Origin of the sequence: Taklimakanibacter lacteus (assembly GCA_003576695.1) — a bacterium.
Lineage (GTDB): Bacteria > Pseudomonadota > Alphaproteobacteria > Rhizobiales > Aestuariivirgaceae > Taklimakanibacter > Taklimakanibacter lacteus.
In genome coordinates, this window is record QOZQ01000004.1 from 230261 (window position 1) to 242933 (window position 12673).

At 64.5% G+C, this 12673-nt stretch carries 13 protein-coding genes; 8 read left to right on the forward strand and 5 right to left on the reverse strand.

The features are described 5' to 3' along the window. Positions 1-99 precede the first annotated feature (99 nt). Positions 100-1272, reverse strand: coding sequence for an FAD-dependent monooxygenase (locus tag DT068_RS09355; RefSeq protein WP_119389546.1), 1173 nt, complete (start codon positions 1270-1272; stop codon positions 100-102). Between the two features lie 79 nt (positions 1273-1351). On the opposite strand from DT068_RS09355, the gene DT068_RS09360 reads away from it, so the two are divergent. From DT068_RS09360 to DT068_RS09370, 3 genes are all read left to right on the forward strand, one after another. After that, positions 1352-1858: an OsmC family protein gene (locus DT068_RS09360; protein WP_119389547.1), complete on the forward strand. Its 507-nt coding sequence runs from the start codon at positions 1352-1354 to the stop codon at positions 1856-1858. A gap of 258 nt (positions 1859-2116) precedes the next feature. Beyond that, positions 2117-3319: a pyridoxal phosphate-dependent aminotransferase gene (locus DT068_RS09365; protein WP_119389548.1), complete on the forward strand. Its 1203-nt coding sequence runs from the start codon at positions 2117-2119 to the stop codon at positions 3317-3319. Positions 3320-3324: 5 nt separating this feature from the next. Beyond that, on the forward strand, positions 3325-3828 hold the full coding sequence (locus DT068_RS09370) for a DUF1993 domain-containing protein (protein WP_119389549.1): 504 nt from the start codon (positions 3325-3327) through the stop codon (positions 3826-3828). A 376-nt stretch (positions 3829-4204) separates the two neighbouring features. Here DT068_RS09370 and DT068_RS09375 read toward each other — a convergent pair whose 3' ends face one another. Next, a complete protein-coding gene (locus DT068_RS09375) occupies positions 4205-5074 on the reverse strand; it encodes a helix-turn-helix transcriptional regulator (protein WP_162914097.1) in 870 nt (289 codons plus the stop codon). A 171-nt stretch (positions 5075-5245) separates the two neighbouring features. On the opposite strand from DT068_RS09375, the gene DT068_RS09380 reads away from it, so the two are divergent. Further along, positions 5246-5629, forward strand: coding sequence for a VOC family protein (locus DT068_RS09380; protein WP_119389551.1), 384 nt, complete (start codon positions 5246-5248; stop codon positions 5627-5629). Between the two features lie 236 nt (positions 5630-5865). After that, on the forward strand, positions 5866-6369 hold the full coding sequence (locus DT068_RS09385; RefSeq protein ID WP_368904592.1) for a GNAT family N-acetyltransferase: 504 nt from the start codon (positions 5866-5868) through the stop codon (positions 6367-6369). Here the strand turns inward: DT068_RS09385 and DT068_RS09390 are convergent. The 3 genes from DT068_RS09390 to DT068_RS09400 all read right to left on the reverse strand — a co-directional run bounded on the left by DT068_RS09390 (position 6345) and on the right by DT068_RS09400 (position 9381). Continuing rightward, complete coding sequence (locus tag DT068_RS09390) at positions 6345-7853, reverse strand: tripartite tricarboxylate transporter permease (RefSeq protein WP_119389552.1); 1509 nt, start codon at positions 7851-7853, stop codon at positions 6345-6347. The genes DT068_RS09385 and DT068_RS09390 overlap by 25 nt on opposite strands. 2 nt (positions 7854-7855) lie before the next feature. Continuing rightward, the gene (locus DT068_RS09395; protein WP_119389553.1) at positions 7856-8338 is read right to left on the reverse strand and encodes a tripartite tricarboxylate transporter TctB family protein; all 483 of its coding nucleotides are present in this window, start codon (positions 8336-8338) and stop codon (positions 7856-7858) included. Positions 8339-8403: 65 nt separating this feature from the next. After that, positions 8404-9381 carry a tripartite tricarboxylate transporter substrate binding protein gene (locus tag DT068_RS09400; RefSeq protein ID WP_119389554.1) on the reverse strand — a complete coding sequence of 326 codons (978 nt, stop codon included), beginning with the start codon at positions 9379-9381 and terminating at the stop codon, positions 8404-8406. 116 nt (positions 9382-9497) lie between these two features. On the opposite strand from DT068_RS09400, the gene DT068_RS09405 reads away from it, so the two are divergent. From DT068_RS09405 to DT068_RS09415, 3 genes are read left to right on the forward strand one after another with little or no spacing between them, the layout of a single operon-like run. Further along, entirely contained in the window at positions 9498-10172 is a 675-nt protein-coding gene (locus tag DT068_RS09405) for a response regulator transcription factor (RefSeq protein ID WP_119389555.1), read from the forward strand. Next, positions 10162-11529, forward strand: a complete 1368-nt coding sequence (locus DT068_RS09410; protein ID WP_162914098.1) for a sensor histidine kinase — start codon at positions 10162-10164, stop codon at positions 11527-11529. Before DT068_RS09405 ends, DT068_RS09410 begins: the two co-directional genes overlap by 11 nt. After that, complete coding sequence (locus DT068_RS09415) at positions 11526-12599, forward strand: ABC transporter substrate-binding protein (protein ID WP_119389557.1); 1074 nt, start codon at positions 11526-11528, stop codon at positions 12597-12599. Before DT068_RS09410 ends, DT068_RS09415 begins: the two co-directional genes overlap by 4 nt. Positions 12600-12673 lie beyond the last annotated feature (74 nt).

Consider the following 12673-nt stretch of genomic DNA (forward strand, 5'->3'; position numbering starts at 1 on the left):
CCGGCCTGCTGCCTTGTTTGATGACGCTTATATGAGCAAGGTTTGTGCGCCCTTAATGCCGGGTCTGTGGCGAAACCAAGATATTCCGTTAACGGAGGATTAAGCCGCGGCGGGATCGAAGTCGTATATCCAGGCCAGGCGATCGAGAAAGCCGGCCGGGTCGCTCAGCCGCAGCAGGGCATTGCGCACCACCCGCAGCGCGCCGCCCGCATGATACAGGCGGCCAAGCCGGCGCGAATCGCGGACAATCCGCGCGGTGCGCGGCTGGCGCAGTCTCTCATAGGCCAGGAACGCCGTGGCGATCGAATCGGCCTGCCGGGTGCAGCGCGACAGCACAACCGCATCTTCCAGCGCCATGGCGGCTCCCTGCGCCAGATAGGGCAGGGCGGCGTGGGCGGCGTCGCCGATGAGGGTCGCGCGGTTGCGCGACCAGCCCGCGCCTGGCGCGCGATCGGCTGCTGCCCATTTCAGCCAGGGCGAAGACACCGCCAGGATCTGGAACAGATCCTGGTCGACCCTGGTAAAATGCGCCATGACCTCCTGGCGGTCGGCCGGCGAGGACCAGCCCTGGTCCGTCCAGGCGCCGTTCACCGCCGCCACCACATTGAGCGCCGATCCGCCCCGCACCGGATAATGGACGACATGGCCGTTGCGGCACAGCCATAGCGTCACGGCGGAGAGTTTCGCCGGCAGTGGCTGCTCGACGGGCGTCAGGGCCCGATAGAGGATATGGCGGTGAAGCTCAGGGCGGCTATCGCCGAGGAGATTTGCGCGGACGGCCGACCTTATGCCATCGGCGCCCAACAGGGCTTCGCCGCGCATGGCCCGGCCTCCCGCCGTGACCTCGACATAGCCACCCTTGTCGGCGGACTGCTCCACCCTTGCGCCGGTCACCATCTCGATGCCGGAATGGGCCGTTGCCCGCGCGATCAGGCCGGCCAGCAGGTCGGCCCGGTGGATGACCCGGTAGGGTTCGCCAAAGCGCCGCTCGAATTCGCCGCCCAGACGGATCTCCTGCAGGATGCGCCCGCTGCGGCCATCGCGAATGACTATGGCGGAGGGAGCGAAGCTCGTCGGCGCAATGCTGTCCCAGGCATCCAGAAGCTTGAGCGCCCGGACGGCATTGGGACCGATCTGAAGGCCGGCGCCGACGGTTTCGAAAGCGTTTGCCTGCTCGAGGACCCGGCATTCGCGCCCGCTGCGCGCCAGGCCCAGGGCGCCGGCGATCCCGGCAATACCGCCGCCGGCGATGAGAATCGGATGAGCGGGCATGCGAACCCTTATCGCGGATCAATCGTGGCAAGCCAGTGGCGATGCCGTAATATTCACCGGACAGATGATGGAGAAACACATGCAGGCAGACGAACTCAAGTCCCTCCAGGCCCCGCTCAAGGAGCTTTACCGGCAGGACAGCAAGGCGGCGCTCATCACCCTCACGGCCGAAGGGCGCATCGGGGAGGGCGTGACCTGCTCGGTTGCGACCGCCAGGGCGCTGGTGGAGGCGGGCCTGCATCCGGCCACCGGCGGCTCGGGCGTTCATGCCTGCTCGGGCGACATGCTGCTCCAGGCGCTTGTGGCCTGCGCCGGGGTGACCCTCAATGCGGTTGCCACCGCCCTTGGCCTCGAAATCGGGCAAGCCAGCGTCCGGGCGGAAGGCGATCTCGATTTCCGCGGCACCCTCGGCGTCGCCAGGGATGCGCCGGTCGGCTTCCGCGATATCCGGCTGACCTTCGATATCGAGGGCAAGCTCGACGAGGAGCAGAAAGCGAGCCTGATCAAGCTCACCGAGCGCTATTGCGTGGTCTACCAGACCCTGCGCAGTCCGCCGCCCGTCGCAGTCGAGGCGCGCTGGGGATAGGCACGCGAATCCTCCCTCCGCCACGCGCAGCGCGGGGAAGGACGCCCGTAGGGCGGACGGGTGGGGCCTCTCCGCCGGTAGGTGCGCAACTTGAGAGATATCCCTCGTGGAGACACCCCACCCGTCACGCGTTCCGCGTGCCACCCTCCCCGCCTTCGGCGGTGGAGGGAGAATCCGGCAATGTCCCGGTGACAATCGAATCCCTTGCGGCCCGACCATGAGGCGGCTACCAGAGGCCCGCAAAAAGGGACCTTCTCCATGGGCTTCATCTCGGACTCGCTGAACCGCATCCAACCCTCGGCCACCATCGCCATCTCCAACAAGGCGATGGCGCTCAAAGCCGAAGGCCGCGACATCATCGGTCTGTCGGCGGGCGAGCCCGATTTCGACACGCCCGACAACATCAAGGAAGCGGCGATCGCGGCGATCCGCAAGGGTCAGACGAAATACACCAATGTCGACGGCATTCCGGAGCTCAAGAAGGCGATCGTCGCCAAGTTCAAGCGCGAGAACGGCCTCGATTACAAGGTCTCGCAGGTGTCGGTCGGCACTGGCGGAAAGCAGATTCTTTTCAATGCGTTGCTGGCGACGGTGAATCCGGGAGATGAAGTCGTCATTCCGGCCCCCTACTGGGTGAGCTATCCCGATATCGTCATGCTGGCCGGCGGCAAGCCCGTGTTCGTCGAGACGACCCTCGAGCATGGCTTCAAGCTGCAGCCCGAGCAGCTCGAGCGCGCCATTACGCCCCGGACCAAGTGGTTCATCTTCAACTCACCCTCCAATCCGAGTGGCGCCGCCTATACGCGCGATGAGCTCAAGAAGGTCACCGACGTGCTGATGAAGCATCCGCATGTCTGGGTGCTCACTGACGACATGTATGAGCATCTCGTCTATGACGACTTTGTCTTCGCCACGCCGGCGCAGGTCGAGCCGGCGCTCTATGAGCGCACGCTGACCATGAATGGCGTTTCCAAGGCCTATTGCATGACCGGCTGGCGCATCGGCTATGGCGCAGGCCCCGAGATCCTGATCAAGGCGATGTCGAAGCTGCAGTCGCAGTCGACCTCCAACCCGTCATCGATCGCGCAATGGGCGGCGGTCGAGGCGCTCAACGGGCCGCAGGACTTCATCCCCCGGCACAATAAGAGCTTCAAGGAGCGGCGCGATCTCGTCGTGTCGATGCTCAACCAGGCCAAAGGGCTGTCCTGCCCGACGCCGGAAGGCGCTTTCTATGTCTATCCGTCCTGCAGGGGAGCCATCGGCAAGACGGCGCCGTCGGGCAATGTGATCAAGACGGACGAGGATTTCGTCACCGAGCTCCTGGCGGCGGAAGGGGTGGCGGCCGTCCATGGCGCGGCTTTCGGCACCTCGCCCTTCTTCCGCATCTCCTATGCGACGGCGACCGACGTGCTCGAGGAAGCCTGTCGGCGCATCCAGCGTTTCTGCGGCAATCTGAGGTAACCTCGATGATGTTCGACCTGTCGATCCCGGTCTTCATTCACTTCCTGAACGGTGTGGCGGCGCTCCTGCGCAAGGCGGAGGCGCATGTCCAGGCCAGGAAGCTCGATCCCAATGCCTTTCTGACGGCCCGGCTGTTCCCGGACATGTTCACCTTCACCAAGCAGGTGCAGCTCGCCTGCGACTTCGCCAAGGGGACCGCTGCCCGCCTTGCCGGCATCACGGCGCCCAGCCATCCGGATGACGAGAAGAGCTTCGATGAGCTGCATGAGCGCATCCGCAAGACGATCGAGTTTCTGCGCAGCCTGAACAAGGACCAGTTCGCCGAAGCGGAGACGCGAGCGATCACCTTCAAGGCCGGCGGCAAGGAGATGACCGTCAAGGGCGCCCAGTATCTTGCCAATGTCGGCTTGCCGAATTTCTACTTCCATGTGACGACGGCCTATGCGCTGCTCCGGCACAATGGCGTCGAAATCGGCAAAGGCGACTTCCTGGCGCGCGACCTGCGCTAAAGCGCGATTCAAGGGTGTTTCACCGGTGAAAAACTGGGTGGTTATTGATATTTGTAGGTGTTATTTCCTCACCCGTCGGTGGCGTGGCTGAGGGACGGATACAGGGAATTACAGGGAAATTCAGGGAAAAAATAAAATCCAGAACCGCCCTGAGCCCGATCAATGAGTTAGCCTCCGTCCCGCCACTCTAGCAGGGAATTGATGACCTCGGATCAGGCGGTGCAGCGGCAAGGTCTATAGTCCTAGAGATTATGAGCGATTCCCATCAGGGAAGGCGTGAGGCAAAGCGTCCAACCTGATATTTCCCAATTTCACCTGGCCTGGCCCATGATTGCAAGACGCGTCTGGAGCGTGATGGCTTTTCGTCGAGTCGCCATCACGCTCCAGCTTTTTGTTTGCGCATGATTTTTCCGGAAAACCGGTATGATGGCCGGGTCAGGCTCGGCCATGAACTTTTCCGGATCATGCTCTGGCTGAACGCCTTGCGAAAGGCCTGCGGAGTCATGCCGGCCATCTCGCGAAAGCGGGCATTGAAGGTCGAGAGATCACCGAAACCCGCCTCATAGGCGATTGCGGAGATCCGCGTCGATGTCGTGCGCAGGGCCAAGGCGGCGCGGCGCATGCGGATATTCAGGATGAGCTGATAGGGCGTCACGCCAAGCACCCGCCGGAAGCTGCGCAGGAAGTGGTATTTGCTCATGCCGGCCGCACTGGCGAGGCCGGCAAGGCTCAGCGGCTGATCGGCGTTGTCCTCGATATGGCGGACGACATCGCCCGTCCGTCGCCGGTCTCGCGCGGAGACATGCGCGCATGTCCGGGTGTCATCGGACAGAAGCCCCAGCACCGACTCGGCAAGGGTGATCGACAGCTCCTCGAGATAGATCGGGTTCTCTCGCCGCGCAGCCGCTTCCACATTGACCACATGAGCCGCCAGCTGCCGGATGGCCGGCAGCATCGTTGTCGGGAAGCGGAAGCGGTGCGAGCCGGCAGCACTGGCCGCGATTTCCTCGAAGAGCGGTCTGGAGAAATGGAAGGAAATGCAGTGATCGCCGGTCCCGTGGTCATGCCCGCACTCAAAGCAGGCGCCGGCATTGCCGAGCAGCACGGAGCCCGGATACATCAGCGAGCATCCGCTCTCGCTGCGATAGAGAAAGGCTCCCGCGAGGACGACGGCGATCGCCACATTGTCATGGCGTTCCTCGAAAGAACGGTCCTGCGGCCCCAGCTCGCACCGCACATCGCTCACGCTCCAGCCTTCGCCCCTGGCCAATGTCCGGGCAGTGGGCGCGCGGGGCTTTTGGGCATGGCGGGGCGAAGAAGCGAGCATGCGGCAAAAATAGCAATTTTCCCCAAGCGCGCCAATCGCCGGTGAGGTTAGATGCGCGCACTACTGACATTTTCAGGTGGAGTAACTGCAATGCTCGATCACGTCTCGATTGGTGTGCGCGATATCGCCAGGGCGAAGCGCTTCTATGATGCAGCCCTGGTGCCTCTCGGCTATGCCTGTCTCAGCGAAAGTCCCGGCTCCCTCGGCTATGGCAGCGGCAATGTTTCTCTCTGGATCAGCGAAAGCGAGCGGCCGGTTCCGGCGGATGAGAAGTCGGGCCTGCATTTCTGCTTTGCCGCGCCCAGCCGCGAAAGTGTCGCGGCCTTCCACAAGAGCGCTCTGGCCGAGGGTGGGCGCGACAATGGCAAGCCCGGGCTCCGGGCCGACTACGGTCCGGACTACTTCGCCGCCTTCGTGGTCGATCCGGACGGCTATCGCCTGGAAGCCTATTGTGGTCATCCGGCGAAGGATTGATGCCATGACCGAAGGCGGGGCCATCAGGCAGCTCAGGGCATTGAATGCCCGCTTCATCCACAATTTCGTGACCAATGACGTTGCCGCGCATGCGGCAACTACCCGCCGGGACGATCGTGCGGAAATACATCATAGGCGAGCTGCAGGACGGCCGGACAAAAACCGAGTCAATTGAATCGGTTAGGCTGATGCCTTAAGTTGCCGGTCGAAGTTGCGAAGATTTCCTCCGTAGGCAGATGATGGTGTCGATTTCGGTGGAGCGGCCCGGGCAGCGCGACGGGGTTCTGGCGCTCAACCGACTCGCCTTCGAGGGTGACGACGAAGCGCGCATCATCGAAGCGCTGACCCGCGATGGCCTCGTCGTCCTTTCGCTGGTGGCGAGCGATGACGATCAGGTCATCGGCCATATCCTGTTCAGCCGGCTCGAGGTCGAGATGGAGAGGCGTGCCATCAGGGCCGTTGCGCTCGCCCCCATGGCGGTGCATCCGGATCAGCAGGGCAAGGGCATCGGTTCGGCGCTGGTCAGGCGCAGCCTCGATCTTCTGGCGGCGCATGGAGTCGAGGCGGTCCTGGTGGTGGGGCATACGGGTTTCTATCCGCGGTTCGGCTTCTCGGCGGCGCTCACGCGGCAGATTGCCGGACCGTTCCAGGGCCTGGAGGCGTTCATGGGGCTGGAGCTCAGGGCCGGGGCTTTGTCCGGCCAGGGCATATGCCGCTATCCGGCCGCCTTCGGACTCTGAAGGCGCGCCGCCCGCCAGCGGTAGAGCAGCGGCCCGATAAAGACGAGGGCCGCGATGATGAGAAGCGCCAGCGACAGGGGATGGGTGAAGAAGACCGAGGCGTCGCCCTGGCTGATGGTCAAGGCGCGGCGGAACTGCGCTTCGGCCAGCCGACCGAGAATGAGGCCGATGACGCAGGGCGCCACCGGGAAATCATAGCGCCGCATCAGGAGGCCCAATATGCCGACCAGGAAGAGCAGCACGAGGTCGAAGGTCGAGTTGTTGAGGGTGTAGACGCCGAGCGTCGAGAACAACAGGATTCCGCCATAGAGCAGCGGCTGCGGAATGGACAGCAGGCGCACCCAAAGTCCGGCCAGCGGCAGGTTCAGCACCAGCAGCATCACATTGCCGATATAGAGGCTGGCGATCAGGCCCCAGACCAGGGTCGAGGACGACGCGAACAGCAGCGGGCCCGGCTTCAGATTATATTGCTCGAAAGCGGCGAGCAGGATGGCGGCCGTCGCCGAGGTCGGCAGCCCGAGCGTGAGCAGCGGCACGAGGACGCCGGCGACCGCCGCATTGTTGGCGGCTTCGGGTCCGGCGACACCTTCAATGGCCCCCTTGCCGAACTCCTCCGGGTGCTTGGACATGCGTTTTTCGAGGAAATAGGACAGGAAGGTCGGGATTTCGGTACCGCCCGCCGGCAGGGCGCCAAAGGGGAAGCCGAGCGCCGTACCGCGCAGCCATGGCTTCCAGGAGCGCCGCCATTCCTCGGCGGTCATGAACAGGGAGCCGCGAATGGGCACGATCTCGGCGGCGCGCATGTCGGGCCTGGATGCCATATAGAGCGCTTCGCCCACGGCGAAGAGCCCGACCGCCACGACCACGATATCGATGCCGCGCAACAGGCTCAGTATGTCGAAAGTCAGGCGCGGCTGGCCGGTCAGCACGTCGGTGCCGACAAGCCCGATGGCGAGGCCGAGCAGGAGGCTGGTGACGCCACGCGACAAGGAGAGTCCGAGCAATGCCGATACCGTCGTAAAGGCGAGCACCATGAGGGCGAAATATTCGGCCGGTCCGAAGAGGAGGGCGAGCTTGACGAAAAGCGGGGCCAGGAAAGTTATGGCGACGGTGCCGATCGTGCCGGCGACGAAAGACCCTATCGCGGCAGTGGCGAGGGCGGCCGCACCGCGGCCTTTCCTCGCCATCACATTGCCCTCGACCGCGGTGATGATGGTGCCGGATTCGCCCGGCGTGTTGAGCAGGATGGATGTGGTCGAGCCGCCATACATCGCGCCGTAATAAAGGCCGGCGAACATGATGAAGGCGCCGGTCGGATCAAGCTTGGCGGTGATCGGCAGGAGCAGGGCTATGGTGAGCGCCGGGCCGATGCCGGGCAGGATGCCGATGGCGGTGCCGAGCGTGGTGCCGAGCAGGCACCACAAGAGGTTCATCGGCGTGAGCGCCGTGTAAAAGCCTTGCAGGAGCGAGCCGAGGACGTCCATGGCTACAGGATCCCCGCCAGAATGCCGGGCGGCAGCTGCAACCCCAGCCCATGGGTGAAGCCCAGATAGCTGACGAGCGCCAGGATCACCGCGACGATGCCGTCACGCAGGAACTTGCGGCTGCCGAAAGCGAAGGCGACGCACATGAAAAGGAAGATCGCCGCGATCACGAAGCCCAGGGGCTTGAGGATGTTGAGATGGATGAGGAGGCCCGCGCCGATGACGAGGAGGGCGCGCCAATCGGTGTCGAAGCCTTCGGCGACGATCTCGCGCCGGGCAGCGGGCGTCCAGGAATTCCAGGCGAAATAGGCGCCGACGACAGCGAGTCCGAAGGCGATGAAATAGGGGAAAACCTGCGGACCGACCTTGGCATAGGTCGGCGGCACCTGCATCTGCGTGGCATCGAAGAAGATGATGGCGCCCAGAACAACGAGGCCGAAGCCGATCGCAAGACCGGCTCCGGATATGGGTGAGTTGGTGTTCATCGGCGGACTTTTTGGTTGCGCATGATCTTGCCGGAAAACCGGCCTCCACTTTTCCGGGTCATGCGCTACTGGACGAGGCCGATGCCCTTCAGGATCTCGGTGACACGGGTATTTTCGTCGGCCAGCAGCTTGGCGAAGTCGTCGCCCGGCAGATAGAGGTCGGTCCAGTTCTTGGCGGCGAGGACCTTCTTCCAGCTGTCGCTCTTCACGGCGGCGTCGACGGTCCCGAGAAGCGCCTTCTTCTGCTCGTCATTGATGCCGGGAGGCGCCACGATGGCGCGCCAGTTGGCGAGGACCACATCGACGCCCTGCTCCTTGAGGGTCGGGATGTCGATGCCGGCGACGCGCTCGGGCGCGGAAATGGCGAGCGCCCGCAATTCGCCCGACTTGATCTGGCCTTCCCATTCGCTGTAGCCGGAGATGCCAGCCACCACATGGCCGCCCATCACCGCGGCCAGCGCTTCGCCGCCGCCGGAGAAGGGGACGTAATTGAGCTTCGACACATCGGCGCCCGAAGCCTTGGCGATCAGGCCGGCCAGGATGTGATCGGTGCCGCCGGCCGAGCCGCCGCCCCAGGCGAGGGAGCCCGGATCGGCCTTGAGCTTGGCGACCAGATCGGCGAGCGTCTTGATTTCGGACGAGCCCGGAACGACGATGACCTCATATTCGCCGGTGAGCCTGGCGATCGGCGTCGTGTTTTCGAGGGTGACGGCGGACTTGTTGGTGAGGATGGCGCCCACCATCACCAGGCCGTTGACCATCAGGACATTGTCCTTGCCCTGTTCCTGCCCGGCGAGCTGGGCCAGGCCGACAGTGCCGCCGGCGCCCGGGATGTTCTCGACGGTGACCGCCTTGACGGCGCCGCCCGACTGGACGGCCTCCTGCATGGCGCGGGCCGTCTGGTCCCAGCCGCCGCCGGGCGACGCCGGCGCGATGATGCGCAATTCGTCAAGCGCAAGTGCGGGGGTGGATGTAAAGGTCGGGGTGAAGCCGGCGGCGAGCACGAGGGCAAGAGCGCTGGCAAAAAGGGTTCTGCGATGCATTCGGGTTCCTCCACTTGTATCGGTAACGACAGACGGCCATCTTGTTGTGGCCTCATGGAGCGGCGTTTAAGCTTGAATCCTGTCATGAAGCTGTCATTGCCACAAGCGCTTTTGCGATGCGCATCCTGATCGTCGAGGACACGCCGGATGTCGGCGAGGCGATCGTCGCCTGGCTGTCGCGGGTCGGCTATGCCGTCGACTGGCAGATGACGGGCGAGGATGCGCGGCATGCGCTCAACGTGCAGAGCTACGATCTCATCATCCTCGATGTGATGCTGCCCGATGTGGACGGTTTCACGCTGCTCGGCGAGATCCGGGCGCGCAAGATCGACACCGCCGTCCTGGTGCTGACGGCGCGCTCCCAGGTCGATGACCGGGTGAGCGCGCTCGATCTCGGCGCCGACGACTATCTGGTCAAGCCGTTCGACTTCCGCGAGCTCGAGGCCCGGGCGCGCGCCTTGGCGCGGCGCCGGCATGGCGCGACGGTGAGCCGGCTTGCGGTCGGCGATGTCGTCCTCGACCAGGCGGCGCGGCTGGTGACCGTCAAGGGCGAGCGCGTCGAGCTCACGCGGCGCGAGGTGGCGCTGCTCGAAGTGCTGATGGCGCGGCCCCAGCGCGTCTTCAGCAAGGCCGAGCTCCTGAACCAGCTGTTCGGCTTCGGCGAGGATGCCGGCGAGAATGCGATCGAGCTCTATGTCGCGCGGCTCAGGCGCAAGCTGGGCTCGGCCAGCATGGAGATCAGGACATTGCGGGGGCTCGGCTATCAGGCGGGATCGGCCGATGAAAAGTAGGTCGTCGCTGTTCTGGCGCCTCACGGCGCTGATTTCCGCGATCCTGCTCGGCGGCGCGGCGATCCTGGCGGTGGCTGCCTCCTACTATGCGCGCACCGCGGCCGATGACGCCTATGACCGCGTGCTGCTGGGGGCGGCGCGGCAGATCAGCGAGACGCTGTCGGCCGAGAATGGCGCGGTCGAGGCCGATGTGCCGGTATCGGCATTGGAGACGCTGTCGATCTCGCGCAGCGCCCGCATCTACTACCGTATCGCGACAAAGGCGGCGGAGGTCACGGGCTATGGCGATCTGCCTTTGCCGCCCGCCGCCGCCGATGGCGGGGCAGGGCCCTTCGTGGGTGACACGGAGTTCAAGGGCAGGCCGATCCGTATCGCCGCGGTCGGACGCTATTTTGCGGAAGCCAATGGCTGGGTGATGACGGTGGTCGGCCAGACGCTGGAAGCGCGCGACGGTTTGGCGCGCGATCTCACCCTCAAGGCGATGGTGCTGGTCGGCATCATGAGCTTCCTGGCGCTGGCCGGCATGATCGTGGCGATCAGGCTCGCGCTGCGGCCGCTCGTCAATATCGAGATGGCCCTGCTGAAGCGCCCGCCCAATGTGCTGACCCCGCTCGATGTCGAAGCCCCAACCGAGATCGCCACGCTCGTCTCCGCCATCAATGGCTTCATGGACCGCCTCGCCGGGCGGCTGGAGGCGATGCAGCGCTTCATCGCCGATTCGGCGCATCAGATCCGCACTCCGCTGACCGCCCTTGTCGGCCAGGTCGAACTGCTCACCGCTGAGACGAATGCGGCAAAGCGCAAGCATCATATCGCGCGGGTGAAAGCGCGCACCAGCGAGCTTGCCCGGCTCACCAACCAGCTGCTCAGCGATGCGATGATCAGCCATCGCGCCGAGACGATGGGGCGGTCGGAAGTGGATGCGGCGCTGCTGGCGCGCGAAGCGCTCGCCGGCGCCGTGCCGGTCTCGCTCGACCGCGACATCACGGTTACCTTCGATGCGCCGGCAGAGCCGATTGTGATGTGGGGCGATGCGGTGAGCTTGAGGGAAGCCTTCAAGAATGTGATCGAGAATGCCATCCAGCATGGCGCCCGTTCGTTCCTGCGTCTCGCCGTGCGTCGCAGCGAGGGCGGTATCGAGGTCGAAGTGACGGATGACGGACCGGGCATTCCGCCGGAGCTCTGGCCGCAGGTGACGGATCGCTTCTTCCGTGGCCGGTCGGGTGGGACGGGATCAGGCCTCGGCCTCGCGATCGCGCGCGAGGTGACACTCAACCACGGCGGCGAACTCAGCTTCCACACCGAGAAGGGCATGTTCTCCGTGCTCTTCCGCTTCAATCCGGGCAAGGCCACATGAGGCTCTCATCACGATTGGCGGTTGCCGCGCTGTTGTTCCTGGGGCTGAGCGGCGGCGCTACGGCCAAGGAGAATACCTGGTTCCCGGCGGTGGGGCCGGAGACCGCGGTGCTCACCATCCATGCCGTTGCCGATTTGAGCGCCATCGGGCCGATGATCCGCGATTTCCAGAAGACCCAGCCGGGCATAAGCGTGGATTTCACCGACTATCTCACCAACGAGCTTTACGACCTGCTCGCCAACCAATGCGCCAAGGGCGAGAAGATGGCGGATATCGTCATCTCGTCCTCGGTCGATCACATCGCCAAGCTTGCCAATGACGGTTGCGCGCAGTCCTATTTCTCGCCCAATACCGGCCGCATCCCGGATTGGGCGAAATGGCGCGATGAGGTTTTCGGCTTCACCTTCGAGCCCGCTGTGATTGTCTACAACCGCGATCTCGTCGCGCCGGCCGACATCCCGCGCACCCATCACGATCTGGCGGAGCTTCTGCGGGCGAAGCCCGAGATCTATGACGGCAAGGTCGGCACCTACGATATCGAGCAATCCGGCATCGGCTATCTGTTCGCGTTCTTCGATACGCAGCAGTCGAACATCTTCGGCCGGCTGCTCGAGAGCTTCGGGCGCTCGCGCGCGGTCTTACGCTGCTGCACCGGCGAGCTGCTGGCGCGCATCGAGAAGGGCGAGCTCCTCATCGGTTACAACCTGATCGGCTCCTACGCCTATGGCCGCTACAAGGAGGGCGCGCCCATCGGCATCGTCATGCCGCGCGACTACACGCTGGTGCTCAGCCGGACCGCGATGATACCGGCGGCGGCCGGCCGTCCCGATCTCGGCAAGACGTTCCTGGATTATGTGCTGTCGAGCCGGGGGCAGGCGGCCGCGGCGGCGGAATCCTTCTTCTTCTCCTTCGACCGGCCGTTTCCGGAAGGTGTCGATGCCGTCGATCCGGGCTTGGGCTCAGGCGTCTACCGGCCCATCGTCATCGGGCCGGCGCTGCTGGCGACCCTCGATCAGCAGAACCGGCGGCGCTTCCTGTCGGAATGGAAAGCCTCGATAGAGCGGGATTAGCCTTAATCATCCCGCCGCTGGAAATACGCGTCCGCCATCTCCATATTCAGGGGGTATGGAGCTGCAAACGTGAA